Source organism: Streptomyces sp. NBC_01320 (assembly GCF_035974375.1).
Classification (GTDB): domain Bacteria; phylum Actinomycetota; class Actinomycetes; order Streptomycetales; family Streptomycetaceae; genus Streptomyces; species Streptomyces yanii.
This window is the reverse complement of record NZ_CP108390.1, coordinates 5,397,066-5,421,951: the sequence shown is the minus strand read 5'-3', so window position 1 is coordinate 5,421,951 and position 24,886 is coordinate 5,397,066. Positions and strand designations below refer to the sequence as shown.

20 protein-coding genes and 1 tRNA gene are annotated in these 24,886 nt (G+C 67.5%); 16 read left to right on the top strand and 5 right to left on the bottom strand.

The window, feature by feature from the left end; translation table 11 throughout:
• Nucleotides 1–9: 9 nt before the first annotated feature.
• Entirely contained in the window at nucleotides 10–645 is a 636-nt protein-coding gene (locus OG395_RS24495; protein WP_327244851.1) for an NAD(P)-dependent oxidoreductase, read from the bottom strand.
• An 86-nt stretch (nucleotides 646–731) separates the two neighbouring features.
• Here OG395_RS24495 and OG395_RS24490 point away from each other — a divergent pair, with 86 nt between their 5' ends.
• Nucleotides 732–1,337: a TetR/AcrR family transcriptional regulator gene (locus OG395_RS24490; RefSeq protein WP_327244850.1), complete on the top strand. Its 606-nt coding sequence runs from the start codon at nucleotides 732–734 to the stop codon at nucleotides 1,335–1,337.
• A gap of 244 nt (nucleotides 1,338–1,581) precedes the next feature.
• On the opposite strand, the gene OG395_RS24485 is transcribed toward OG395_RS24490, so the two are convergent.
• Both OG395_RS24485 and OG395_RS24480 read right to left on the bottom strand, forming a co-directional pair.
• The gene (locus OG395_RS24485; RefSeq protein WP_266982623.1) at nucleotides 1,582–2,601 is read right to left on the bottom strand and encodes an adenosine deaminase; all 1,020 of its coding nucleotides are present in this window, start codon (nucleotides 2,599–2,601) and stop codon (nucleotides 1,582–1,584) included.
• A gap of 121 nt (nucleotides 2,602–2,722) precedes the next feature.
• Nucleotides 2,723–3,949 carry a pyridoxal phosphate-dependent aminotransferase gene (locus OG395_RS24480; RefSeq protein WP_327244849.1) on the bottom strand — a complete coding sequence of 409 codons (1,227 nt, stop codon included), beginning with the start codon at nucleotides 3,947–3,949 and terminating at the stop codon, nucleotides 2,723–2,725.
• Nucleotides 3,950–4,174: 225 nt separating this feature from the next.
• Between OG395_RS24480 and OG395_RS24475 the strand changes: the two genes are divergently transcribed.
• The 15 genes from OG395_RS24475 (at nucleotide 4,175) to tuf (ending at nucleotide 22,127) form a co-directional block, all read left to right on the top strand.
• Nucleotides 4,175–4,247: transfer RNA gene (locus tag OG395_RS24475), tRNA-Trp, on the top strand.
• Between the two features lie 106 nt (nucleotides 4,248–4,353).
• Nucleotides 4,354–4,641, top strand: coding sequence for a preprotein translocase subunit SecE (secE, locus tag OG395_RS24470; RefSeq protein ID WP_037687986.1), 288 nt, complete (start codon nucleotides 4,354–4,356; stop codon nucleotides 4,639–4,641).
• A 73-nt stretch (nucleotides 4,642–4,714) separates the two neighbouring features.
• On the top strand, nucleotides 4,715–5,596 hold the full coding sequence (gene nusG / locus OG395_RS24465) for a transcription termination/antitermination protein NusG (RefSeq protein ID WP_327244848.1): 882 nt from the start codon (nucleotides 4,715–4,717) through the stop codon (nucleotides 5,594–5,596).
• A 176-nt stretch (nucleotides 5,597–5,772) separates the two neighbouring features.
• Entirely contained in the window at nucleotides 5,773–6,207 is a 435-nt protein-coding gene (gene rplK, locus OG395_RS24460; RefSeq protein ID WP_030914099.1) for a 50S ribosomal protein L11, read from the top strand.
• 79 nt (nucleotides 6,208–6,286) lie between these two features.
• Nucleotides 6,287–7,009: a 50S ribosomal protein L1 gene (rplA, locus tag OG395_RS24455; protein ID WP_037687990.1), complete on the top strand. Its 723-nt coding sequence runs from the start codon at nucleotides 6,287–6,289 to the stop codon at nucleotides 7,007–7,009.
• A gap of 459 nt (nucleotides 7,010–7,468) precedes the next feature.
• A complete protein-coding gene (gene rplJ, locus OG395_RS24450; RefSeq protein ID WP_037687992.1) occupies nucleotides 7,469–8,029 on the top strand; it encodes a 50S ribosomal protein L10 in 561 nt (186 codons plus the stop codon).
• Nucleotides 8,030–8,114: 85 nt separating this feature from the next.
• Complete coding sequence (rplL, locus tag OG395_RS24445) at nucleotides 8,115–8,498, top strand: 50S ribosomal protein L7/L12 (RefSeq protein ID WP_030914109.1); 384 nt, start codon at nucleotides 8,115–8,117, stop codon at nucleotides 8,496–8,498.
• A 598-nt stretch (nucleotides 8,499–9,096) separates the two neighbouring features.
• Nucleotides 9,097–12,582, top strand: a complete 3,486-nt coding sequence (gene rpoB / locus OG395_RS24440; protein WP_327244847.1) for a DNA-directed RNA polymerase subunit beta — start codon at nucleotides 9,097–9,099, stop codon at nucleotides 12,580–12,582.
• Nucleotides 12,583–12,681: 99 nt separating this feature from the next.
• Nucleotides 12,682–16,581: a DNA-directed RNA polymerase subunit beta' gene (locus tag OG395_RS24435; protein ID WP_327244846.1), complete on the top strand. Its 3,900-nt coding sequence runs from the start codon at nucleotides 12,682–12,684 to the stop codon at nucleotides 16,579–16,581.
• 154 nt (nucleotides 16,582–16,735) lie between these two features.
• Nucleotides 16,736–16,879, top strand: coding sequence for a hypothetical protein (locus tag OG395_RS24430; RefSeq protein WP_327244845.1), 144 nt, complete (start codon nucleotides 16,736–16,738; stop codon nucleotides 16,877–16,879).
• A 144-nt stretch (nucleotides 16,880–17,023) separates the two neighbouring features.
• Entirely contained in the window at nucleotides 17,024–17,353 is a 330-nt protein-coding gene (locus OG395_RS24425; protein ID WP_327244844.1) for a hypothetical protein, read from the top strand.
• A gap of 407 nt (nucleotides 17,354–17,760) precedes the next feature.
• A complete protein-coding gene (gene rpsL / locus OG395_RS24420; protein ID WP_003948652.1) occupies nucleotides 17,761–18,132 on the top strand; it encodes a 30S ribosomal protein S12 in 372 nt (123 codons plus the stop codon).
• Between the two features lie 2 nt (nucleotides 18,133–18,134).
• Nucleotides 18,135–18,605: a 30S ribosomal protein S7 gene (gene rpsG, locus OG395_RS24415; protein ID WP_030977935.1), complete on the top strand. Its 471-nt coding sequence runs from the start codon at nucleotides 18,135–18,137 to the stop codon at nucleotides 18,603–18,605.
• Nucleotides 18,606–18,643: 38 nt separating this feature from the next.
• Nucleotides 18,644–20,773 carry an elongation factor G gene (gene fusA, locus OG395_RS24410; RefSeq protein ID WP_327244843.1) on the top strand — a complete coding sequence of 710 codons (2,130 nt, stop codon included), beginning with the start codon at nucleotides 18,644–18,646 and terminating at the stop codon, nucleotides 20,771–20,773.
• Nucleotides 20,774–20,933: 160 nt separating this feature from the next.
• Nucleotides 20,934–22,127: an elongation factor Tu gene (gene tuf, locus OG395_RS24405; protein WP_266358734.1), complete on the top strand. Its 1,194-nt coding sequence runs from the start codon at nucleotides 20,934–20,936 to the stop codon at nucleotides 22,125–22,127.
• Between the two features lie 105 nt (nucleotides 22,128–22,232).
• Here the strand turns inward: tuf and OG395_RS24400 are convergent, their stop codons facing one another.
• Together OG395_RS24400 and OG395_RS24395 are read right to left on the bottom strand one after the other, a co-directional pair.
• The gene (locus OG395_RS24400; protein ID WP_327249442.1) at nucleotides 22,233–24,212 is read right to left on the bottom strand and encodes a PIG-L family deacetylase; all 1,980 of its coding nucleotides are present in this window, start codon (nucleotides 24,210–24,212) and stop codon (nucleotides 22,233–22,235) included.
• Nucleotides 24,213–24,396: 184 nt separating this feature from the next.
• On the bottom strand, nucleotides 24,397–24,855 hold the full coding sequence (locus OG395_RS24395) for a GNAT family N-acetyltransferase (RefSeq protein WP_327244842.1): 459 nt from the start codon (nucleotides 24,853–24,855) through the stop codon (nucleotides 24,397–24,399).
• Nucleotides 24,856–24,886 lie beyond the last annotated feature (31 nt).

Here is a 24,886-nt window from a genome sequence, read left to right as displayed (position 1 = left end):
GGTGTGGCGTCAGTACGCCACGCCCACGCCCTGCTTCACCGCCGCCGGATCGTCGATCAGCGCCAGCATCGCGTGCGCCACATCGGCCCGCGAGATGGACCGGCCGCTGCGCGGATTGCTGCCGTAGACCGTCCGGTACGTCCCGGTCAGCGGCCCGTTGGTGAGCTTCGGCGGCCGGACCGACGTCCAGTCCGTCGCGCTGCGGGCCAGTGCGGCCTCCATCAGCGTCAGGTCGGCATAGACCTCCTTGAGAATGGCCCCGATCGCCTTCAGCATCATCCGGTCCAGCAACGGATCGTCCGCGGGCTTCGGCGCGACCGGGGCCGCGCTCACCACGAGCAGCCGCCGCGTCCCCTCGGCCTCCATCGCCCGCAGCACCGAGCCGGTGAGCCGTTCGGCGATCCCCTCGGCCTTCCGGCCGCGCGAGCCGAGTCCGGAGAGCACCGCGTCCCGCCCGGCGACCGCTTCGCGCAGCGCCTCCGGATCGTCGATCCGCGCCGTTGTGCGGACCGTGACGTCGGAGAGCGGGACCGGCAGCCGTGCCGGATCGCGGACCACTGCCGTCACGTCATGGCCCGCGGCCACCGCCTGGCGGACGATCTCCTGGCCGATGCCGCCTGTCGCGCCGAACACCGTGAGTCTCATTGCGCACCCTCCCCGGGTGGGTAAGTATTCACTCACCTCTAGAGTGAGTGGACACTCACCACGCGTCAAGCCTCATTGGAGTGCACATGGAGCAGAAGCCGGCCCGCGTCCGCATCATCGACGCCGCCCACCAGCTGATGCTCACCATCGGCCTGGCCCGGGCCACCACCAAGGAAATCGCCCGGGCCGCGGGCTGTTCGGAGGCGGCCCTCTACAAGCACTTCCCGAGCAAGGAGGAGCTGTTCGTGGCTGTCCTCAAGGAGCGGCTGCCGAAGCTCAACCCGCTCCTGCGGCGGCTGACCGCCGACCCGGCGGCGGGGGAGCGGACGGTCGAGGAGAACCTCACCGAGATCGCCCGCGAGGCCGCACTCTTCTACGCCCAGAGCTTCCCGATCGCCGCCTCCCTCTACGCCGAGCCGCGGCTCAAGAGCCGCCACGACGCGGCCATGCGCGAGCTCGGCACCGGCCCGCACATGCCGATCCGGGGCGTCGCCGCCTACCTCCGCAGCGAGCAGTCCGCGGGTCGCGTCCGGCCCGGCGCCGACACCTACGCCGCTGCGTCGCTGCTGCTCGGCGCCTGCGTCCAGCGCGCGTTCGCCTACGACGCGACGGACGAGGGCCGCCCGCCGCAGTCACTCGACGAGTTCGCCGCATCAGTGGCCCGGACGGTGCTGCACGGAATCGGCGCCTAAACAAAAAGCTAAGGGCTGTCCCGTCATCCCCGGCGGGCGTACGACGACAGCTACGGCACCTCGCCGCGCCGTCGGAACGCCTGAATACGCCCCGTACGGGGACGCTCCTCCGCCTTGCGATGCACCGCATCCGGTACGGGTGCCCTGCTCCGCCTGCTCCAGGGCGGCGCGCTCGGCATCGGTCCGAACGAAAATGCCGGCCCGGTCCCGCGGTGGGCCTGCCTTCTTCCCGGCCGTCGCGCTGTCAGGCCGGCTTCGCCAGCCAGTCGTCGATCCCGCCAAGGAGCCGCTCCCGTACGTCGGACGGCGCCGCCGACCCCCGTACCGACTGCCGCGCCAGCTCCGCCAGCTCCTCGTCCGTGAACGCGTGGTGGCGGCGTACGAGTTCGTACTGCGCGGCCAGCCGGGAGCCGAAGAGCAGCGGGTCGTCCGCGCCGAGCGCCATCGGCACCCCGGCCTCGAACAGAGTGCGCAAGGGTACGTCCGACGGCTTCTCGTAGACGCCCAGTGCCACGTTCGACGCAGGGCACACCTCGCAGGTCACCCCGCGCTCCGCCAGCCTGCGCAGCAGCCGCGGGTCCTCGGCGGCCCGTACGCCGTGGCCGATCCGCGCCGCGTAGAGGTCGTCCACGCAGTCCCGCACGCTCGACGGGCCGGCCAGCTCCCCGCCGTGCGGGGCTGCCAGCAGGCCGCCCTCCCTGGCGATGGCGAAGGCCCGGTCGAAGTCGCGCGCCATTCCGCGCCGCTCGTCGTTGGAGAGCCCGAAGCCGACGACGCCCCGGTGCGCGTAGCGGACCGCGAGCCGTGCCAGAGTCCGCGCGTCCAGCGGGTGCTTCATCCGATTCGCGGCGATCACCACCCGCATCCCGAGGCCGGTCTCGCGGGCGGCGGCGTCCACCGCATCCAGAATGATCTCGATCGCCGGGATCAGCCCACCGAGCAGCGGGGCGTACGAGGTGGGATCGACCTGGATCTCCAGCCAGCCGGAGCCGTCGGCGACGTCCTCCTGGGCCGTCTCGCGCACCAGCCGCTGGATGTCCTCCGGCGCCCGCAGACAGGACCGGGCGATGTCGTAGAGCCGCTGGAAGCGGAACCAGCCGCGCTCGTCGGTGGCCCGCAGCTGGGGCGGTTCGCCGCCGGTCAGTGCCTCCGGCAGGCGTACGCCGTACTTGTCGGCGAGTTCGAGCAGTGTCGTGGGCCGCATCGACCCGGTGAAATGCAAATGCAGATGGGCCTTGGGCAACAGCCGTACATCACGCTCCATTCGAAGATCCTGCCGCACCCGCGGGTCCTCGCGGTAGCCGGTTTCCCCATCGAGTCGATCCCCGAACAAAAAAATGACCCCCGGCCGCGGCCGGGGGTCACAGGGGCGGGATCCGGGACGGTCAGTCCTTCGCCTCGCCCAGCAGCTTCTGGATCCGCGACACGCCCTCGACGAGGTCCTCGTCGCCCAGCGCGTACGACAGCCGCAGGTAGCCCGGCGTACCGAAGGCCTCGCCCGGAACGACCGCGACCTCGGCCTCGTCCAGGATCAGTGCCGCCAGCTCGACCGAGGTGGCCGGGCGCTTGCCGCGGATCTCCTTGCCGAGCAGCGCCTTCACCGAGGGGTAGGCGTAGAACGCGCCCTCGGGCTCCGGGCACAGCACGCCGTCGATCTCGTTCAGCATCCGCACGATGGTCTGCCGACGGCGGTCGAAGGCGGTCCGCATCTCGGCGACCGCGTCCAGGTTCCCGGAGACGGCGGCCAGCGCGGCGATCTGAGCGACGTTGGAGACGTTGGACGTGGCGTGCGACTGCAGGTTGGTCGCGGCCTTGACGACGTCCTTCGGGCCGATGAGCCAGCCCACGCGCCAGCCGGTCATCGCGTACGTCTTGGCGACACCGTTGACCACGATGCACTTCTCGCGCAGGGCGGGCACGAGCGCCGGCAGCGAGGTGAACTTCGCGGTGCCGTAGACCAGGTGCTCGTAGATCTCGTCGGTCAGCACCCACAGACCGTGCTCGACGGCCCACTCGCCGATCGCCTTGGCGTCGGCCTCGCTGTACACCGCACCGGTCGGGTTCGACGGGGAGACGAACAGGACGACCTTCGTACGCTCGGTGCGCGCCGCCTCCAGCTGCTCGACGGAGACCCGGTAGCCGGTGGTCTCGTCGGCCACGACCTCCACCGGGACACCGCCGGCGAGACGGATCGACTCGGGGTAGGTGGTCCAGTACGGCGCGGGCACGATGACCTCGTCGCCCGGGTCGAGGATCGCGGCGAACGCCTCGTAGATGGCCTGCTTGCCGCCGTTGGTCACCAGGATCTGGGAGGCGTCGACCTCGTAACCGGAGTCGCGCAGCGTCTTCTCCACAATGGCGGCCTTGAGCTCGGGGAGCCCGCCGGCGGGGGTGTAGCGGTGGTACTTCGGGTTGCGGCAGGCCTCGACCGCGGCGTCGACGATGTAGCCGGGGGTCGGGAAGTCGGGCTCGCCGGCACCGAAGCCGATCACCGGGCGGCCGGCGGCCTTGAGGGCCTTGGCCTTGGCGTCGACGGCGAGGGTGGCGGACTCGGAAATTGCACCGATGCGGGCGGAGACCCGGCGCTCGGAGGGAGAAGTTGCAGCGCTCATGGGCCCCATCGTCCCAGACCCCGATCCCGGTCGGCACACGGGTTTCAGGGACCGGACAGGACTCGGACAGCATGCGGACAACATGCGGCCGCGAGTTGTCGGGAGCGGTCTGTTCGACGCCGGGCCGCTGAGCACGTACACTCACCTGTCGTTGGCCTTCACCAGCCGCACCGTTGCTGCACCCGGGGTACCGGGAAAGATGCGGTAGGTTGGTGGAAACCACAAAGGGTCGTAGCTCAATTGGTAGAGCACTGGTCTCCAAAACCAGCGGTTGGGGGTTCAAGTCCCTCCGGCCCTGCTACACACTCCTTCGCCAGGATGTGTGCGCATGTACGTACTTCAATGCACCGCCGTGCGGCTCCACCGGGCGCGGCACGGCCATGACCCGGAATCAGGTGAGAAGCGTGACGGACGCCGTGGGCTCCATCGACATGCCTGATGCTGAGGATGAAGTGCCCGAGTCGAAGAAGAAGACTCGGAAGGGCGGCAAGCGCGGCAAGAAGGGCCCCCTGGGCCGTCTCGCGCTGTTCTACCGCCAGATCATCGCCGAGTTGCGCAAGGTTGTCTGGCCGACTCGCAACCAGCTCACGACGTACACATCCGTGGTGATTGTCTTCGTCGTCGTCATGATCGGTCTTGTGACCGTGATTGACTTCGGGTTCCAGCGGGTCATCAAGTACGTCTTCGGCTGATCCCGCGGAGGGCGCCCCAAGGGCGCCCCTTTCGCATGTTCCACCCATTTGTATCCAGGAAGAAGCAGCCACCGTGTCTGACCCGAACCTGAACGACGCCGTCGACGCGACGGCGGGCGACGTCGAGTCCGCCGAGGACGAGTTCGAGATCGTCGAGGCGGCGGACGCTGTGGAGCCGGACCAGGCCGAAGCCGGCGAGGCCGCCGCGGGCGAGCCCGCCGAGCAGGCCGCCCTGCACGTCGAGGCCGACTCCGAGGACGAGACCGATTCCGAGGACGAGGACAGCGCGTCCGAGGGCGACGAGGAGGCCGAGGAAGAGGCCGAGCCGGCCGCTCCCGTCGACGCCGTCACCGCGCTCCGTGACGAGCTCCGCGGTCTCCCCGGTGAGTGGTACGTCATCCACACCTACGCCGGTTACGAGAAGCGTGTGAAGGCCAACCTGGAGCAGCGCGCCGTCTCGCTCAACGTCGAGGAGTTCATCTACCAGGCCGAGGTGCCCGAGGAAGAGATCGTCCAGATCAAGAACGGCGAGCGGAAGAACGTCCGTCAGAACAAGCTCCCGGGTTATGTCCTGGTGCGCATGGACCTGACGAACGAGTCCTGGGGCGTCGTCCGCAACACGCCCGGCGTGACCGGCTTCGTGGGCAACGCCTACGACCCGTACCCGCTGACCCTGGACGAGATCGTCAAGATGCTCGCCCCGGAGGCCGAGGAGAAGGCCGCCCGCGAGGCCGCGGAGGCCGAGGGCAAGCCGGTTCCTTCCCGCAAGGTCGAGGTCCAGGTGCTGGACTTCGAGGTGGGCGACTCCGTCACCGTCACCGACGGCCCGTTCGCGACGCTGCAGGCGACGATCAACGAGATCAACGCCGACTCGAAGAAGGTCAAGGGTCTCGTCGAGATCTTCGGCCGCGAGACCCCGGTCGAGCTCAGCTTCGACCAGATCCAGAAGAACTAGCGGTTTCCGCCGACTCCTGGACACATGCCTACCCGAGCAGGTCAGAGAGGCTTCGCAGCTTCTCTGACCTGCTCGGTTTTTGGTCGCGCAGCTATACCCGTTATCGTTGTGCGGTATGCCTGCATCCGGATGACCGGATAACGGCGAAAAACTCTCACTAGGACCCGGAGAGAGCAATGCCTCCCAAGAAGAAGAAGGTCACGGGGCTTATCAAGCTCCAGATCAACGCCGGTGCGGCCAACCCGGCCCCGCCGGTCGGCCCCGCGCTCGGCCAGCACGGTGTCAACATCATGGAGTTCTGCAAGGCCTACAACGCCGCGACCGAGTCGCAGCGTGGCATGGTCGTGCCGGTGGAGATCACGGTCTACGAGGACCGCTCCTTCACCTTCGTGACGAAGACCCCGCCGGCTGCCAAGCTCATCCTCAAGGCCGCAGGTGTGGACAAGGGCTCCGGCGAGCCGCACAAGACCAAGGTCGCGAAGCTCACGAGCGCCCAGGTCCGCGAGATCGCCACGGTCAAGCTGCCCGACCTGAACGCCAACGACCTGGACGCCGCGTCGAAGATCATCGCCGGCACCGCCCGTTCGATGGGCATCACGGTCGAGGGCTGATCAGCCCCGTAGTCCTTCAGTGGCAGGGCCAAGCGCTGGCCCGTACCACGCCTCCACACCTGAAACCACAGGAGCAGAAGTGAAGCGCAGCAAGAACCTCCGCGCTGCGGACGCCAAGGTCGACCGGGAGCGGAACTACGCCCCCCTCGAGGCCGTCCGTCTCGCCAAGGACACCGCCACCACGAAGTTCGACGGCACCGTCGAGGTCGCGTTCTGCCTGGGTGTAGACCCGCGCAAGGCCGACCAGATGGTCCGTGGCACCGTGAACCTCCCGCACGGCACCGGCAAGACCGCCCGGGTCCTGGTCTTCGCGACCGGTGACCGTGCTGCGGCCGCGGAAGCCGCGGGCGCCGACATCGTCGGCGCCGACGAGCTCATCGACGAGGTGGCGAAGGGCCGTCTGGACTTCGACGCCGTCGTCGCCACTCCGGACCTCATGGGCAAGGTCGGCCGTCTCGGCCGCGTGCTCGGTCCGCGTGGTCTGATGCCGAACCCGAAGACCGGTACGGTCACCCCCGATGTCGCGAAGGCTGTCAACGACATCAAGGGCGGCAAGATCGAGTTCCGCGTCGACAAGCACTCGAACCTGCACTTCATCATCGGCAAGGTCTCCTTCGATGACACGAAGCTGGTCGAGAACTACGCCGCGGCGCTGGAGGAGATCCTCCGCCTGAAGCCGTCCGCCGCCAAGGGCCGCTACATCAAGAAGGCCACCCTGGCCACCACGATGGGCCCCGGCATCCCGCTGGACGCCAACCGCACCCGTAACCTCCTCGTCGAGGAGGACCCGGCCGCCGTCTGAGCCTCCGCGCTCGAACGAAAGCCGTGTCACGTGTGACATTGACGGGCCCCGCAACCTTTCGAGGTGCGGGGCCCGTCCTCGTGTCCGTACGCACGAGCAGCTGCCCGGCCCCGCGCCGGTACCGGGCGACAGCGCAACGGGGCGTGGAACGGACATGAGGACCAGTACCGCGGGCGCGTCTTAAACCTCCCGCACCGCCCCAACCGGGACGGATTTGCTCGGCGCGACCCCGGTCGCGTACTCTCCTACAGAAGCCAAAGACCGCTGGTCGTTGCTGCGCTCTCGCAAGAGGGAGCAGTGACCGAAGGATCCGTTGAGTGCGGACGACCTGCGCAGGTGACTGTGGAAAGCTCCCGGACTCAGTCCGGTCGAGCTGCGCCCTGGCACTTGTGCCGGGGCGTTTCGTCTTTCCCGGCCCCTTCTGAGCGGTCCTCATCACCCGGAAGGAGGCCGACGCTCATGGCAAGGCCCGACAAGGCTGCCGCGGTAGCCGAGCTCGCGGACCAGTTCCGCAGCTCGAACGCCGCTGTGCTGACCGAGTACCGGGGTCTCACCGTGGCACAGCTCAAGGAGCTGCGCCGTTCGCTCGGTGAGAACGCCCAGTACGCCGTGGTGAAGAACACGCTGACCAAGATTGCGGCCAACGAGGCCGGGATCGACACGCTGGACGACCTGTTCGCAGGCCCGACGGCGGTTGCCTTCGTCACCGGTGACCCGGTGGAGTCGGCGAAGGGTCTTCGTGACTTCGCCAAGGACAACCCGAACCTCATCATCAAGGGCGGTGTCCTTGACGGTAAGGCGCTGTCCGCCGATGAGATCAAGAAGCTTGCGGACCTCGAGTCCCGCGAGGTTCTGCTCGCCAAGGTGGCCGGTGGAATCAAGGCGTCGATGGCCAAGGCCGCGGCGACGTTCCAGGCCCCGCTGTCGGAGTTCGTTCGCACTGCGGACGCCCTTCGCGCCAAGGTCGAGCAGGGCGGTGCCGGTACGCCGGCTCCCGCCGACGCCGAGGTGGCGGAGTAACACTCCGCCCCACGGCTCGCAGCGGGCCCGTACGCCCGCCTTCATATACACCCGGCACCTGCCGACTTAGTGGAAGGACGCCATCATGGCGAAGCTGTCCCAGGACGAGCTGCTCGAGCAGTTCGAGACCCTGACCCTCATCGAGCTCTCCGAGTTCGTCAAGGCGTTCGAGGAGAAGTTCGACGTCAAGGCTGCCGCTCCGGTCGCCGTTGCCGCCGCCGGTGGCGCTGCCGCCGCCGCCGAGGCCGTCGAGGAGCAGGACGAGTTCGACGTCATCCTCACCGGCGCCGGCGAGAAGAAGATCCAGGTCATCAAGGTCGTGCGTGAGCTGACCTCCCTGGGTCTGAAGGAGGCCAAGGACCTCGTCGACGGCACCCCGAAGCCGGTCCTCGAGAAGGTCGCGAAGGAGGCCGCCGAGAAGGCTGCCGAGTCCCTCAAGGCCGCTGGCGCCTCGGTCGAGGTCAAGTGACCCTGCGAGTCTTCTGACTCGTCTGGACTGCTCGTGCCGCACGGCACGGACGTCACATCGCCAAGGGCGACCACCCATACGGGTGGTCGCCCTTCGGCGTACCCGAGACGGTTGCCTTGCTCTTCCGTGGTTGACGAGTATGGTGATCTTCGCCGTACGCCTCTCGGGGCCGTCGGCCGATGCCGAGGGGCGGCGGGTGACGGTCTCGGGGGCTCTGTCCTGGCAGGGGGGCCTTGACGAACCGCACGTGGCGCGCAATTCTCAGGACGCGTCGTCACATCGATCCGAATCCGAGGCATGGATCGGTGACGAAGAGGGCAGTAAAGAAGAGCGCGTTCCGCGCGAGGGCGATTCAAAGGTGTTGAGAACAGCTGTTGCGAGCTACAAGGGTCTCTGAGAACCCGGACTGGACATCAGTGTGCCGTTTGGCTACACTGACCCTTTGCGCTGCCTGTTAGCTGCCTCCTGCCCGTCACCAGGGGCATGCCCACGCTGGAGCACCGATGGCCGATCCTCCCTGACCTGGGATTTCTGTCTCCGTGTCCAACTTGGGACCGGTACGCGCGTAGTGAGTCCGAGCCCTCGGAAGGACCCCCTCTTGGCCGCCTCGCGCAACGCCTCGACCGCGAATACGAACAACGGTGCCAGCACCGCCCCGCTGCGCATCTCTTTTGCAAAGATCAAGGAGCCCCTCGAGGTTCCGAACCTCCTCGCGCTGCAGACCGAGAGCTTTGACTGGCTCCTCGGCAATGCCGCCTGGAAGGCTCGCGTCGAGGCTGCTCTGGACAGTGGACAAGACGTCCCCACCAAGTCCGGCCTGGAGGAAATCTTCGAGGAGATTTCACCGATCGAGGACTTCTCCGGGTCGATGTCGCTTACGTTCCGCGACCACCGCTTCGAGCCCCCGAAGAACTCGATCGACGAGTGCAAGGAGCGCGACTTCACGTTCGCCGCCCCGCTCTTCGTCACGGCCGAGTTCACCAACAACGAGACCGGCGAGATCAAGTCCCAGACGGTCTTCATGGGCGACTTCCCGCTCATGACCAACAAGGGCACCTTCGTCATCAACGGCACCGAGCGTGTCGTCGTGTCGCAGCTCGTCCGCTCGCCGGGTGTCTACTTCGACTCCTCCATCGACAAGACGTCCGACAAGGACATCTTCTCCGCCAAGATCATCCCGTCCCGGGGTGCCTGGCTCGAGATGGAGATCGACAAGCGCGACATGGTCGGTGTCCGCATCGACCGCAAGCGCAAGCAGTCCGTGACCGTTCTCCTGAAGGCTCTCGGTTGGACCACCGAGCAGATCCTCGAGGAGTTCGGCGAGTACGAGTCCATGCGTGCCACCCTGGAGAAGGACCACACCCAGGGCCAGGACGACGCGCTGCTCGACATCTACCGCAAGCTGCGCCCGGGCGAGCCGCCCACCCGCGAGGCTGCTCAGACGCTGCTCGAGAACCTCTACTTCAACCCGAAGCGCTACGACCTCGCGAAGGTCGGACGCTACAAGGTGAACAAGAAGCTCGGCGCAGATGAGCCGCTGGACGCCGGGGTGCTCACCACCGACGACGTCATCGCGACCATCAAGTACCTGGTCAAGCTGCACGCCGGGGAGACCGAGACGGTCGGCGAGTCCGGCCGGACGATCGTCGTCGAGACCGACGACATCGACCACTTCGGCAACCGTCGTCTGCGCAACGTCGGCGAGCTCATCCAGAACCAGGTCCGTACGGGTCTCGCCCGTATGGAGCGCGTCGTGCGTGAGCGCATGACGACTCAGGACGTCGAGGCGATCACGCCGCAGACCCTGATCAACATCCGGCCGGTCGTCGCCTCCATCAAGGAGTTCTTCGGCACCAGCCAGCTGTCGCAGTTCATGGACCAGAACAACCCGCTGTCGGGTCTCACCCACAAGCGCCGTCTGTCGGCGCTCGGCCCGGGTGGTCTCTCCCGTGAGCGGGCCGGCTTCGAGGTCCGTGACGTGCACCCGTCCCACTACGGACGCATGTGCCCGATCGAGACCCCTGAAGGCCCGAACATCGGTCTGATCGGTTCGCTCGCCTCGTACGGACGTGTCAACGCGTTCGGCTTCATCGAGACGCCGTACCGCAAGGTCGTCGACGGCCAGGTCACCGACGAGGTCGACTACATCACCGCTGACGAGGAAGACCGCTTCGTGATCGCCCAGGCGAACGCGACGCTCTCCGAGGACATGCGGTTCACCGAGCCCCGCGTCCTGGTCCGCCGTCGTGGCGGAGAGGTCGACTACATCCCGGGCGACGACGTCGACTACATGGACGTCTCGCCGCGCCAGATGGTGTCCGTCGCCACCGCGATGATCCCCTTCCTGGAGCACGACGACGCCAACCGTGCCCTCATGGGCGCGAACATGATGCGTCAGGCGGTGCCGCTGATTAAGTCGGAGGCTCCGCTCGTCGGCACGGGCATGGAGTACCGCTGCGCCACCGACGCCGGTGACGTCCTGAAGGCCGAGAAGGACGGTGTGGTCCAGGAGGTCTCCGCGGACTACATCACCGTCACCAACGACGACGGCACGTACACCACGTACCGCATCGCCAAGTTCTCGCGCTCCAACCAGGGCACCTCGGTCAACCAGAAGGTCGTCGTCTCCGAGGGCGACCGGGTCATCGAGGGCCAGGTCCTCGCCGACGGGCCGGCCACCGAGAACGGTGAGATGGCGCTCGGCAAGAACCTGCTCGTGGCGTTCATGCCGTGGGAGGGTCACAACTACGAGGACGCGATCATCCTGTCGCAGCGCCTCGTGCAGGACGACGTCCTCTCCTCGATCCACATCGAGGAGCACGAGGTCGACGCCCGTGACACCAAGCTCGGCCCGGAGGAGATCACCCGGGACATCCCGAACGTCTCCGAAGAGGTCCTCGCCGACCTCGACGAGCGCGGCATCATCCGTATCGGTGCCGAGGTCGTCGCCGGTGACATCCTCGTCGGCAAGGTCACGCCCAAGGGTGAGACCGAGCTGACCCCCGAGGAGCGCCTGCTCCGCGCGATCTTCGGTGAGAAGGCGCGCGAGGTGCGCGACACCTCGCTGAAGGTGCCGCACGGTGAGATCGGCAAGGTCATCGGCGTCCGCGTCTTCGACCGCGAAGAGGGCGACGAGCTGCCGCCGGGCGTGAACCAGCTGGTCCGCGTCTACGTCGCGCAGAAGCGCAAGATCACCGATGGTGACAAGCTCGCCGGCCGTCACGGCAACAAGGGCGTCATCTCGAAGATCCTCCCGATCGAGGACATGCCGTTCCTGGAGGACGGCACCCCGGTCGACATCATCCTCAACCCGCTGGGTGTCCCGTCCCGAATGAACCCGGGACAGGTCCTGGAGATCCACCTCGGCTGGCTCGCCAGCCGCGGCTGGGACGTCTCCGGCCTCGGTGACGAGTGGGCCAAGCGCCTGCAGGCCATCGGCGCCGACCAGGTCGCCCCCGGCACCAACGTCGCCACGCCCGTCTTCGACGGTGCGCGCGAGGACGAGATCTCCGGTCTCTTCGAGGCCACGATCCCGAACCGCGACGGCGACCGCCTGGTCCAGCCCTCCGGCAAGGCCAAGCTGTTCGACGGCCGCTCCGGTGAGCCGTTCCCTGACCCGGTTTCGGTCGGGTACATGTACATCCTCAAACTCCACCACCTCGTCGACGACAAGCTGCACGCTCGCTCGACGGGTCCGTACTCCATGATCACCCAGCAGCCGCTGGGTGGTAAGGCTCAGTTCGGTGGACAGCGCTTCGGTGAGATGGAGGTGTGGGCGCTGGAGGCTTATGGCGCCGCTTACGCCCTCCAGGAGCTGCTGACGATCAAGTCCGACGACGTGACCGGCCGCGTGAAGGTCTACGAGGCCATCGTCAAGGGCGAGAACATCCCCGAGCCGGGCATCCCCGAGTCCTTCAAGGTGCTCATCAAGGAAATGCAGTCGCTCTGCCTCAACGTGGAGGTGCTCTCCTCGGACGGCATGTCCATCGAGATGCGCGACACGGACGAGGACGTCTTCCGCGCGGCGGAGGAGCTCGGTATCGACCTGTCCCGGCGCGAGCCGAGCAGCGTCGAAGAGGTCTGACGGGTCTGGCCGGGGCCTCGCTCATGAGGCCCCGGCCCTGCCCCGGACCCGTTCAGACCATTGATTGAGACTCGACCCCGAAAGAGGGATTGACGACAAGTGCTCGACGTCAACTTCTTCGACGAGCTGCGGATCGGCCTTGCCACCGCGGACGACATCCGGACCTGGTCGCACGGCGAAGTGAAGAAGCCGGAGACCATCAACTACCGCACGCTCAAGCCCGAGAAGGACGGACTCTTCTGCGAGAAGATCTTCGGTCCGACCCGGGACTGGGAGTGCTACTGCGGCAAGTACAAGCGTGTCCGCTTCAAGGGCATCATCTGTGAGCGTTGTGGCGTGGAGGTCACGCGCGCCAAGGTGCGTCGTGAGCGCATGGGCCACATCGAGCTTGCCGCTCCCGTCACCCACATCTGGTACTTCAAGGGCGTCCCGTCACGCCTCGGCTACCTGCTTGATCTCGCGCCGAAGGACCTCGAAAAGGTCATCTACTTCGCCGCGTACATGATCACGTTCGTGGACGAGGAGCGCCGTACGCGTGACCTGCCCTCGCTGGAGGCGCACGTCTCCGTCGAGCGTCAGCAGGTCGAGAACCGTCGCGACTCCGACCTGGAGGCCCGCGCCAAGAAGCTCGAGACCGACCTGGCCGAGCTCGAGGCCGAGGGCGCCAAGGCCGATGTGCGCCGCAAGGTGCGCGAAGGTGCCGAGCGTGAGATGAAGCAGCTGCGCGACCGTGCGCAGCGCGAGATCGACCGTCTCGACGAGGTGTGGAACCGCTTCAAGAACCTCAAGGTCCAGGACCTCGAGGGCGACGAGCTGCTCTACCGCGAACTGCGTGACCGCTTCGGCACGTACTTCGACGGCTCCATGGGTGCCGCTGCCCTGCAGAAGCGCCTGGAGTCCTTCGACCTCGACGAGGAGGCCGAGCGCCTCCGCGAGATCATCCGTACCGGCAAGGGCCAGAAGAAGACCCGTGCGCTCAAGCGCCTCAAGGTCGTCTCCGCGTTCCTGCAGACCAGCAACAGCCCCAAGGGCATGGTGCTCGACTGCGTGCCGGTCATCCCGCCGGACCTGCGTCCGATGGTGCAGCTGGACGGTGGCCGCTTCGCGACCTCCGACCTGAACGACCTGTACCGCCGTGTGATCAACCGCAACAACCGCCTCAAGCGTCTCCTTGACCTCGGTGCCCCCGAGATCATCGTGAACAACGAGAAGCGGATGCTGCAGGAGGCCGTCGACGCGCTGTTCGACAACGGCCGCCGTGGGCGCCCGGTCACCGGTCCGGGCAACCGCCCGCTGAAGTCCCTGAGCGACATGCTCAAGGGCAAGCAGGGTCGTTTCCGTCAGAACCTTCTCGGTAAGCGTGTGGACTACTCCGCGCGTTCCGTGATCGTCGTCGGTCCGCAGCTGAAGCTGCACCAGTGCGGTCTGCCGAAGGCGATGGCGCTGGAGCTCTTCAAGCCGTTCGTGATGAAGCGCCTGGTCGACCTGAACCACGCGCAGAACATCAAGTCGGCCAAGCGCATGGTCGAGCGCGGCCGCACCGTGGTGTACGACGTCCTCGAAGAGGTCATCGCCGAGCACCCGGTGCTGCTGAACCGTGCACCCACCCTGCACCGCCTCGGCATCCAGGCCTTCGAGCCGCAGCTGGTCGAGGGCAAGGCCATCCAGATCCACCCGCTCGTCTGCACCGCGTTCAACGCGGACTTCGACGGTGACCAGATGGCCGTGCACCTGCCGCTCTCCGCGGAGGCGCAGGCCGAGGCCCGCATCCTGATGCTGTCCTCGAACAACATCCTGAAGCCGGCCGACGGTCGTCCCGTCACCATGCCGACCCAGGACATGGTGCTGGGCCTGTTCTTCCTCACCACGGACGAGGAGGAGCGCAAGGTCATCGGCCAGGGCCGTTCCTTCGGTTCCACGGCCGAGGCGATCATGGCCTTCGACGCCGGCGAGCTGTCGCTCCAGGCGCAGGTCGACATCCGCTTCCCGGTGGGCACCATCCCGCCGCGTAGCTGGGTGCCGCCGGTCGCCGAGGAGGGCGAGCAGGAGTACCAGCAGGGCGACACGTTCCGGCTGCGTACCTCCCTGGGCCGCGCGCTCTTCAACGAGCTGCTGCCCGAGGACTACCCGTTCGTCGACTACTCGGTGGGCAAGAAGCAGCTCTCCGAGATCGTCAACGACCTGGCCGAGCGCTACCCCAAGGTCATCGTGGCGGCGACGCTCGACAACCTGAAGGCGGCCGGTTTCCACTGGGCGACCCGCTCGGGTGTCACCGTGGCCATCTCCGACGTCGTCGTGCCCGAGGCCAAGAAGGCCATCGTCGCGGGTTACGAGGCTCAGGACGAGAAGGTCCAGAAGCAGTACGAGCGCGGTCTGATCACCAAGGACGAGCGCACGCAGGAGCTCATCGCGATCTGGACCAAGGCGACCAACGAGGTTGCCGAGGCGATGAACGCGAACTTCCCGCGGACGAACCCCATCTTCATGATGGTTGACTCGGGTGCCCGAGGAAACATGATGCAGATGCGTCAGATCGCCGGTATGCGTGGTCTGGTGTCCAACGCCAAGAACGAGACCATCCCGCGTCCGATCAAGGCGTCCTTCCGTGAGGGCCTCACCGTTCTGGAGTACTTCATCTCCACGCACGGTGCCCGTAAGGGTCTGGCGGACACCGCCCTGCGTACCGCCGACTCGGGTTACCTGACCCGTCGTCTGGTGGACGTCTCGCAGGACGTGATCATTCGCGAGGAGGACTGCGGCACCGACCGTGGCCTCAAGCTGAAGATCGCCGTCAAGGGTGCGGACGGTGTGCTCCGCAAGACGGAGGACGTCGAGACCTCGGTCTACGCCCGCATGCTCGCCGAGGACGTCGTCGTCGACGGCAAGGTCATCGCGCCTGCCAACGTCGACCTCGGTGACGTCCTGATCGACGCCCTGGTGGGCGCCGGCGTCGAGGAGGTCAAGACCCGTTCGGTCCTGACCTGTGAGTCCGCGGTCGGCACCTGTGCCTTCTGCTACGGACGCTCGCTCGCCACCGGCAAGCTGGTCGACATCGGTGAGGCGGTCGGCATCATCGCCGCCCAGTCCATCGGTGAGCCCGGTACCCAGCTGACGATGCGTACCTTCCACACCGGTGGTGTGGCCGGTGACGACATCACCCAGGGTCTGCCCCGTGTCGTCGAGCTCTTCGAAGCCCGTACGCCCAAGGGTGTCGCCCCGATCTCGGAGGCGGCCGGCCGCATCCGTATCGAGGAGACCGAGAAGACCAAGAAGATCGTCGTCACCCCGGACGACGGCAGCGACGAGACGCCGTTCCCGATCTCGAAGCGTGCCCGTCTGCTCGTGGGCGAGGGCGACCACGTCGAGGTGGGCCAGAAGCTCACCGTGGGTGCCACCAACCCGCACGACGTGCTGCGCATCCTCGGTCAGCGCGCGGTCCAGGTCCACCTGGTCGGCGAAGTCCAGAAGGTGTACAACTCGCAGGGCGTGTCGATCCACGACAAGCACATCGAGATCATCATCCGGCAGATGCTGCGCCGCGTGACGATCATCGAGTCCGGCGACGCGGAGCTGCTGCCGGGCGAGCTGGTCGAGCGGTCGAAGTTCGAGACCGAGAACCGTCGTGTGGTCACCGAGGGCGGTCACCCCGCCTCCGGCCGTCCGCAGCTGATGGGTATCACCAAGGCCTCGCTCGCCACCGAGTCGTGGCTGTCGGCGGCGTCCTTCCAGGAGACGACCAGGGTTCTGACCGACGCGGCGATCAACGCCAAGTCGGACTCCCTGATCGGCCTCAAGGAGAACGTCATCATCGGTAAGCTCATCCCGGCCGGTACGGGTCTGGCCCGCTACCGCAACATCCGGGTCGAGCCGACCGAGGAGGCCAAGGCCGCGATGTACTCGGCCGTCGGCTACGACGACATCGACTACTCGCCGTTCGGCACGGGCTCCGGCCAGGCCGTTCCGCTGGAGGACTACGACTACGGTCCGTACAACCAGTAAGCGAGTCGTTCGAAGGTCTGAACGACTGAAGGGCGGTCACCCCGTTGCGTACGGGGTGGCCGCCCTTCGGCGTGCGTGGGGTCGGCGTCCGGGCTGCAGACGGGGCCGCAGGTGGTGCAGCCGGGGCGTCCTGGCCCTCACCCAGGTGCATGGTGTGCAGAACTTCGGCGAGCATCGGCGCGAAGCCGAGCGCGGCGGCCGGCTGGGCGCTCGGCAGCTGCTCCGGGGCGAACCGGGTGACCCCGACGACGTGCCCGGCCGCCGCGCGGTGGAACTACTCCGGGGGACACCGGGGTGACCGTGGCGCACGATTCCGGCGTGCACCTGCTCCGGCACGCAGCGCGCGAAGTCGTCCGGGCGCTGCCGCAGCGCCTCCCCGAGGAGTTCGGCGTGGCCGAGGTCGGATCCGACCCAGCCGTGGCCGTCGATCGCGACGTAGCCGGTGGCGACCACGCCCCGCAGCCGGATCTGCGCCGAGCTCGCGGCGAGCCGGTTGGCCGCCCGTCACCGGACAAGCACCTCGGTGAGCAGGGCCCTCAGCAGCCCGGCCACCGACGCGTCGGTGTCGGTCAGCTCCATCACGGCGTCGCCCCGGTCGGCGCCTGTGCTGCGGCGACGCGATGCCGAAGGCGTCGAGATGGGTCTGCCCCACGTCGTCCCGGTTGCCGCACTTCTCGATGTCGAGCAGCAGAATCGTGCGGCTCACAAGGGCGGCTCTGCGTCTCGGCGGGACGCCGTGCGGCAGGAGGCCCACTGCCGTGAGGACAGATGAGGTACAAGGGGTGTGACGGTGTGCACAGGGCGGGCCCGGGGCGTCGTGGGGTGCGCCGCGTCGGCCGGTGAGCACGTGAGGCTGATGAAAGTGACTGAGGCATGTGCGGGGAACGACTGGTTTGCACCAGGTGGTGAACGGGGCGCAACGCTCTGTCCTGCGTGTCCCGGCGGACAGCATTTGTTTTGACCGGAGTCCGTGAGGTAGGTACGCTCAGACCTTGTGCCTGGGGTGTGCCTGGGCTCGTGTGCGTGTCCTCAACCGCACGGCGAGTCCGTCAGTGGCCACCGCGATCTGTGTCCCTTCTGCCCTCGGGCGGGAGTCCGCAGTATTCGACACACCCGACCGCGTGGGTCGGTGACGTTCCAGGTTAGTTTCACGAACGGCACACAGAAACCGGAGAAGTAGTGCCTACGATCCAGCAGCTGGTCCGGAAGGGCCGGCAGGACAAGGTCGAGAAGAACAAGACGCCCGCGCTTGAGGGTTCGCCCCAGCGCCGCGGCGTCTGCACGCGTGTGTTCACGACCACCCCGAAGAAGCCGAACTCGGCCCTCCGTAAGGTCGCGCGTGTGCGTCTGACCTCCGGTATCGAGGTCACGGCCTACATCCCGGGTGAGGGACACAACCTGCAGGAGCACTCCATCGTGCTCGTGCGTGGTGGCCGTGTGAAGGACCTGCCGGGTGTTCGTTACAAGATCATCCGCGGCTCCCTTGACACCCAGGGTGTCAAGAACCGCAAGCAGGCCCGCAGCCGCTACGGCGCCAAGAAGGAGAAGTAAGAATGCCTCGTAAGGGCCCCGCCCCGAAGCGCCCGGTCATCATCGACCCGGTCTACGGTTCTCCTCTTGTCACCTCGCTGATCAACAAGATCCTGCTCAACGGCAAGCGTTCCACTGCCGAGCGGATCGTGTACGGCGCCATGGAAGGCCTCCGCGAGAAGACCGGCAACGACCCGGTCATCACGCTGAAGCGCGCGCTTGAGAACGTCAAGCCCTCGCTCGAGGTCAAGTCCCGCCGTGTCGGTGGCGCCACCTACCAGGTGCCGATCGAGGTCAAGCCCGGTCGCGCCGCCACCCTCGCGCTGCGCTGGGTCGTGGGTTACTCCCGCGCCCGCCGCGAGAAGACGATGACCGAGCGCCTCATGAACGAGCTGCTCGACGCCTCCAACGGTCTTGGCGCTGCTGTCAAGAAGCGCGAGGACACCCACAAGATGGCCGAGTCCAACAAGGCCTTCGCGCACTACCGCTGGTAGTCGCTACCCACATCGAGACCGAGAGAAGATTGAGCCTTATGGCCACCACTTCGCTTGACCTGGCCAAGGTCCGCAACATTGGGATCATGGCCCACATCGACGCGGGCAAGACGACCACCACTGAGCGGATCCTCTTCTACACCGGTGTTTCTTACAAGATCGGTGAAGTCCACGACGGCGCAGCCACGATGGACTGGATGGAGCAGGAGCAGGAGCGCGGCATCACGATCACGTCCGCCGCGACGACCTGCCACTGGCCGCTCAATGATGTTGACCACACCATCAACATCATCGACACCCCGGGTCACGTCGACTTCACCGTCGAGGTGGAGCGTTCGCTCCGCGTCCTCGACGGCGCTGTCACCGTGTTCGACGGTGTGGCGGGCGTCGAGCCCCAGTCCGAGACTGTCTGGCGTCAGGCGGACCGCTACGGCGTGCCGCGTATCTGCTTCGTCAACAAGCTCGACCGCACGGGTGCCGAGTTCCACCGCTGCGTCGACATGATCGTCGACCGCCTCGGTGCGGTCCCGCTCGTCATGCAGCTCCCCATCGGCGCCGAGGCCGACTTCAAGGGCGTCGTCGACCTCGTGTCGATGAAGGCCTTTGTGTGGCCGGAAGAGGCCGCCAAGGGCGAGATGTACGACACCGTCGACATCCCGGACACCCACATCGAGGCAGCTCAGGAGTGGCGCGGCAAGCTGCTCGAGGCCGTCTCCGAGAACGACGACCAGATGATGGAGCTGTACCTGGAGGGCGTCGAGCCCACCGAGGAGCAGCTGCACGAGGCGATCCGTCGGATCACCCTCGCATCGAAGGGCGGCGCGGGCTCCGTCACCGTCACCCCGGTGTTCTGTGGCACGGCGTTCAAGAACAAGGGTGTCCAGCCCCTGCTCGACGCGGTCGTCCGCTACCTGCCTTCCCCCCTGGACGTCGAGGCCATCGAGGGCCACGACGTCAAGGACCCCGAGGTTGTCGTCAAGCGCAAGCCCTCGGACGACGAGCCGTTCTCCGGCCTGGCGTTCAAGATCGCGAGCGACCCGCACCTCGGCAAGCTCACCTTCGTCCGGATCTACTCCGGTCGCCTCGAGGCCGGCACCGCGGTGCTGAACTCGGTCAAGGGCAAGAAGGAGCGCATCGGCAAGATCTACCGTATGCACGCGAACAAGCGTGAGGAGATCGCGTCGGTGGGCGCCGGTGACATCATCGCCGTCATGGGCCTGAAGCAGACCACCACCGGTGAGACGCTGTGTGACGACAAGAACCCGGTGATCCTGGAGTCCATGGACTTCCCGGCGCCGGTCATTCAGGTCGCCATCGAGCCCAAGTCCAAGGGTGACCAGGAGAAGCTGGGTGTCGCCATCCAGCGCCTCTCCGAGGAGGACCCGTCCTTCCAGGTGCACTCCGACGAGGAGACCGGCCAGACCATCATCGGTGGTATGGGCGAGCTTCACCTCGAGGTGCTCGTCGACCGCATGAAGCGCGAGTTCCGCGTCGAGGCGAACGTCGGCAAGCCGCAGGTCGCGTACCGCGAGACGATCCGCAAGGCCGTCGAGCGCATCGACTACACGCACAAGAAGCAGACTGGTGGTACCGGCCAGTTCGCGAAGGTGCAGATCGCCCTTGAGCCCATCGAGGGTGGCGACGCGTCCTACGAGTTCGTCAACAAGGTCACCGGTGGCCGCATCCCCCGTGAGTACATTCCCTCGGTGGACGCGGGTGCTCAGGAAGCCATGCAGTTCGGCATCCTGGCCGGTTACGAGATGGTCGGCGTCCGCGTCACCCTTCTCGACGGTGGTTACCACGAGGTCGACTCCTCCGAGCTCGCCTTCAAGATCGCCGGTTCGCAGGCGTTCAAGGAGGGTGCCCGCAAGGCGTCCCCCGTGCTTCTCGAGCCGATGATGGCCGTCGAGGTCACCACGCCCGAGGACTACATGGGTGATGTGATCGGCGACCTCAACTCCCGCCGTGGCCAGATCCAGGCCATGGAGGAGCGCAGCGGCGCTCGCGTCGTGAAGGGCCTCGTGCCCCTCTCGGAGATGTTCGGCTACGTCGGAGACCTCCGCAGCAAGACCTCGGGTCGCGCAAGCTACTCGATGCAGTTCGACTCCTACGCCGAGGTTCCGCGGAACGTCGCCGAGGAGATCATCGCGAAGGCCAAGGGCGAGTAACTCTCCCGAGCTCACGCTTTAGGCTTGTCACCGGAGCCTGGTGGGGCATTCGTCGCAGAGCGCAAGCAATGCGGTGAATGCCCCCGGCCCCGGCATCCCAGCAAAGATCACCTGGCGCCGATGAAGCAAGGCGTACAGAACCACTCCACAGGAGGACCCAGTGGCGAAGGCGAAGTTCGAGCGGACTAAGCCGCACGTCAACATCGGCACCATCGGTCACATTGACCACGGTAAGACGACCCTCACGGCCGCCATTACCAAGGTGCTGCACGACGCGTACCCGGACCTGAACGAGGCCTCGGCCTTCGACCAGATCGACAAGGCTCCTGAGGAGCGCCAGCGCGGTATCACGATCTCGATCGCGCACGTCGAGTACCAGACGGAGTCGCGTCACTACGCGCACGTCGACTGCCCGGGTCACGCCGACTACATCAAGAACATGATCACGGGTGCCGCGCAGATGGACGGCGCCATCCTCGTGGTCGCCGCCACCGACGGCCCGATGCCGCAGACCAAGGAGCACGTGCTCCTGGCCCGCCAGGTCGGCGTTCCGTACATCGTCGTCGCCCTGAACAAGGCCGACATGGTGGACGACGAGGAGATCCTGGAGCTCGTCGAGCTCGAGGTCCGTGAGCTCCTCTCCGAGTACGAGTTCCCGGGCGACGACCTGCCGGTCGTCAAGGTCTCGGCGCTCAAGGCTCTTGAGGGCGACAAGGAGTGGGGCCAGACCGTCCTCGACCTGATGAAGGCCGTCGACGAGTCGATCCCGCAGCCCGAGCGCGACGTCGACAAGCCGTTCCTGATGCCGATCGAGGACGTCTTCACGATCACCGGTCGTGGCACCGTCGTCACCGGTCGTATCGAGCGTGGTGTCCTGAAGGTCAACGAGACCGTCGACATCGTCGGTATCAAGCAGGAGAAGACCACCACCACGGTCACCGGCATCGAGATGTTCCGCAAGCTGCTCGACGAGGGCCAGGCCGGTGAGAACGTCGGTCTGCTCCTCCGTGGCATCAAGCGCGAGGACGTCGAGCGCGGCCAGGTCATCATCAAGCCCGGTTCGGTCACGCCGCACACCGAGTTCGAGGCCCAGGCCTACATCCTGTCGAAGGACGAGGGTGGCCGTCACACCCCGTTCTTCAACAACTACCGCCCGCAGTTCTACTTCCGTACCACGGACGTAACGGGCGTTGTGACCCTCCCCGAGGGCACCGAGATGGTCATGCCGGGCGACAACACCGTCATGAACGTCGTGCTGATCCAGCCGGTCGCCATGGAAGAGGGCCTGAAGTTCGCCATCCGTGAGGGTGGCCGGACCGTGGGCGCCGGCCAGGTCACCAAGATCGTCAAGTAATTACCTGACTGTCTGACCTGGTAGCTCCGCACAGAGCACCAAGAAGGGCCCCGGCCCGCCGCGCAAGCGGTGGTCCGGGGCCCTTCGCCATGTCCCGGCGCGGCGTCACGGGCGCCAGAACCAGGGGCGGGCGTCCGGCCCCAGCCCCACCACCGCCGGGCGCCCCACGCCTTCCGCGTACAGCGCGGGACCGTCGAGCGCCACCGCTCCCCGCGTGCGTACGGACAGCCCGGCACCGGTACGGAGCTGGATCCGGCCCTTCTCGTTGCGGCCCAGCAGCACCTGGCCGAAGGGCGAACCGGCCACGGTCACCGGCCCGTACCCGTCGAAGTCGGTGCGTTCCTCCGCCGCCCCCGCGCGTACGACCGTCAGTGCGGCCCGCGCCGCCGCCCGGTACAGCAGCTCCACGGACCCGTCCGCGACGACCTGCGCGGCCGCCCCGTCGCCCGGCACCGGCGCCCCGTCGATCTGCGGATGGGCGGTCAGCTCGGCTCCGGGTGTCTCCTGCGTCCAGTGGTGCACTGTGTGATGCCCGGCGGCGAACACATGGACCAGGCCCTGTCCGTCCACCACGGCGCTCAGTCCGTCCTGGACCTCGCCGCCGCCCGTGTCCCGCCAGTCGCTCCACCGCCCGGACGGTTCCCGCACCCGCGTGCTCACGCCCTTGTCCGCGTTCCGCACGAAGAGGTGGACCCGCCCGTCGGACGCCGTCACCGCCACCGGGACGCCGATCCTGCGGCCGCGGTCCTCGTCCCGCTCCGGGTTGCCCAGTCCCCGCCAGGCGCGGAAGGCGCCGTCCGGGGAGCTCTGTTCGAGGAGCACGATCTCCCGCTCGTCGGCCGCCCCGTGTCCACCGAGCGCCGCGAAGCGCAGCCCGAACAGCAGCTGCCTGCCGTCCGCCGTCGTCGCCCCGCCGAGCACCGGTGCCAGCGGTCCGCCGCCGAGATCGTCGGGATCGTCCCAGACCCCGCTGCCGGGTGCGCTCTCGCGCCACCGCACCGCCCGCAGCCCGAGGACTCCGTACGCGGTGAGCCGCCCGTCCGTTCCGGCGGCGAGGGTCGGGCGGGGGCCCGGGTAGCGGTAATGGGTGGAGCGGACCCAGCCCTTGCGGTTGGTCAGCGGCCTGTCGCCGCCCACGTTGTAGTCACCGCAGCCCGCCACGTTCCCGCACCGCCAGTCGGCCTCGCCCCCGTACGGGACGAGGTGCGCCGCTTTCTCCTTCAGCACGCGGTACGGCAGGTTCTTCGGCCAGTGCCGGTTGTAGTAGCCGCGGTACGACGTGGTGACGAACCGCGGCACGGGCCCACCGCCGCCGGTGGCGCGGGCCACCCACCGGATCAGCGCCGCCCAGGTGAACGAGGCGGTCGCGGTGTGGTCGGGGTGGTCGGAGTAGCCGGGCTGCTCGCTGTCCCGGCGGCGGAGGGCCTCGGTGCTGTGCTGGATGTCCGGGTCCGGGTCCATGGTGTGGACGAGGGTCGGCCGGTAGTGGTCGAGGAGCCCGACAAGGACGCCGATCATCCTGTCGTACGTGTACCAGCCCACCCGCTTCAGCGGCGAGCCCTCGGCGACGACGGTGGGCAGGCCGAGCTCCCGGTCGTGCCAGAGGCTGGGCAGGCCCAGCCTGCCGCGGCCGGTGTGCATCGCCGTATTGAGGAAGATCAGCTCGACCCGGCGCCCATGGTGCGTCAGGGTGTTGATCTCGGCCCGGAGCCCGTCCGCCGGCGCGATGACGGACTTCTGCCAGGCGGTGAACATCGGCAGCCCGAGCTGGATCGCGTACGACTGGCGCAGCCCCTGGTGCCGGGCGGAGGAGTATGCCGCCTTGTCGGCGGCGGGCCGTGGCGCGCCGGGAATCCGGTTGAGGCCGACGGCCTCACCGGCGGTGAGGTACACACAGACCACCGGGGTCCCGGCGTCCAGAGCCTGCTGGGTGTCCGGGTTCATGAAGTACAGGTCGTCGTCCGGGTGGGCGAGGATCTGCATCAGCAGGGACTGCCGGGCGTCGCCGATCACCATTCCGGGCGCCGGATCCGCCATGGGGTCACTGCGCCGGGGAGCCGGTACGGAGCAGGCGCCCACGCCCATCAGGGCGGCTGCGGCGGCGGCCGCCACGACGCTGCGCCGCCGCACCCCGGCACCGCCCCGTCCCAGGCCGAATCGATCCCTCACGCCCCGTGCTCCGTCCGTTCACCCTGTCGAAGCGGCCGGTCGGTGCCGCTTCCCGCGGCAGATTAGACGGGGATCGGAGCAGTCGCGTTGCTTGTCGCGGCTACACGCCGGACCGGCGCACCATAAAGACATCGATCGGGTCCTCGCGCTCCAGGGTGAACCCGTGGCGCTCGTACAGCTGACGGGCGGCACTGCCCTGGAGGACGTCCAGGCGGACGTCCGCGCCCGCGGCGTCGGCGCGTTCCAGCAGGCCGCGCAGGACGGCAGTGCCGATCCCACGGCCCTGGAGGGTGGGGGAGAGGTAGAAGTTCTCCAGCCACCAGCCGCTCTCGACCGGGCGCAGGGTGACGCAGCCGGCGAACACGCCGTCGGCGACCACGACGGAGGTGTGCTCCGGCGCGAAGATGTCCCGCAGCCGCTGCCGCACACGATGCTCGTCGTAGCGGCCCAGGCGCTCCAGGTCGGGGCGCATGACAACGGCCCGGAGCTCCGCCATCTGCTCGACGTCGGCGGGGTCCGCGGGGCGCAGGGCCCAGCCCCGGTTCGTAAGCGTGGACATGGCCGGATTCTCTCAGGGCCGTTCGCGGCCG

Coding starts and splice junctions, on each gene's coding strand:
- rplL (WP_030914109.1), top strand. CDS start 8,115: ATGGCGAAGCTGTCCCAGGACGAGCTGCTCGAGCAGTTCGAGACCCTG.
- OG395_RS24400 (WP_327249442.1), bottom strand. CDS start 24,212: ATGGGCGTGGGCGCCTGCTCCGTACCGGCTCCCCGGCGCAGTGACCCC.
- fusA (WP_327244843.1), top strand. CDS start 18,644: ATGGCCACCACTTCGCTTGACCTGGCCAAGGTCCGCAACATTGGGATC.
- rplK (WP_030914099.1), top strand. CDS start 5,773: ATGCCTCCCAAGAAGAAGAAGGTCACGGGGCTTATCAAGCTCCAGATC.
- OG395_RS24495 (WP_327244851.1), bottom strand. CDS start 645: ATGAGACTCACGGTGTTCGGCGCGACAGGCGGCATCGGCCAGGAGATC.
- rpsG (WP_030977935.1), top strand. CDS start 18,135: ATGCCTCGTAAGGGCCCCGCCCCGAAGCGCCCGGTCATCATCGACCCG.
- OG395_RS24480 (WP_327244849.1), bottom strand. CDS start 3,949: ATGAGCGCTGCAACTTCTCCCTCCGAGCGCCGGGTCTCCGCCCGCATC.
- rplJ (WP_037687992.1), top strand. CDS start 7,469: ATGGCAAGGCCCGACAAGGCTGCCGCGGTAGCCGAGCTCGCGGACCAG.
- OG395_RS24485 (WP_266982623.1), bottom strand. CDS start 2,601: ATGGAGCGTGATGTACGGCTGTTGCCCAAGGCCCATCTGCATTTGCAT.
- OG395_RS24395 (WP_327244842.1), bottom strand. CDS start 24,855: ATGTCCACGCTTACGAACCGGGGCTGGGCCCTGCGCCCCGCGGACCCC.
- OG395_RS24490 (WP_327244850.1), top strand. CDS start 732: ATGGAGCAGAAGCCGGCCCGCGTCCGCATCATCGACGCCGCCCACCAG.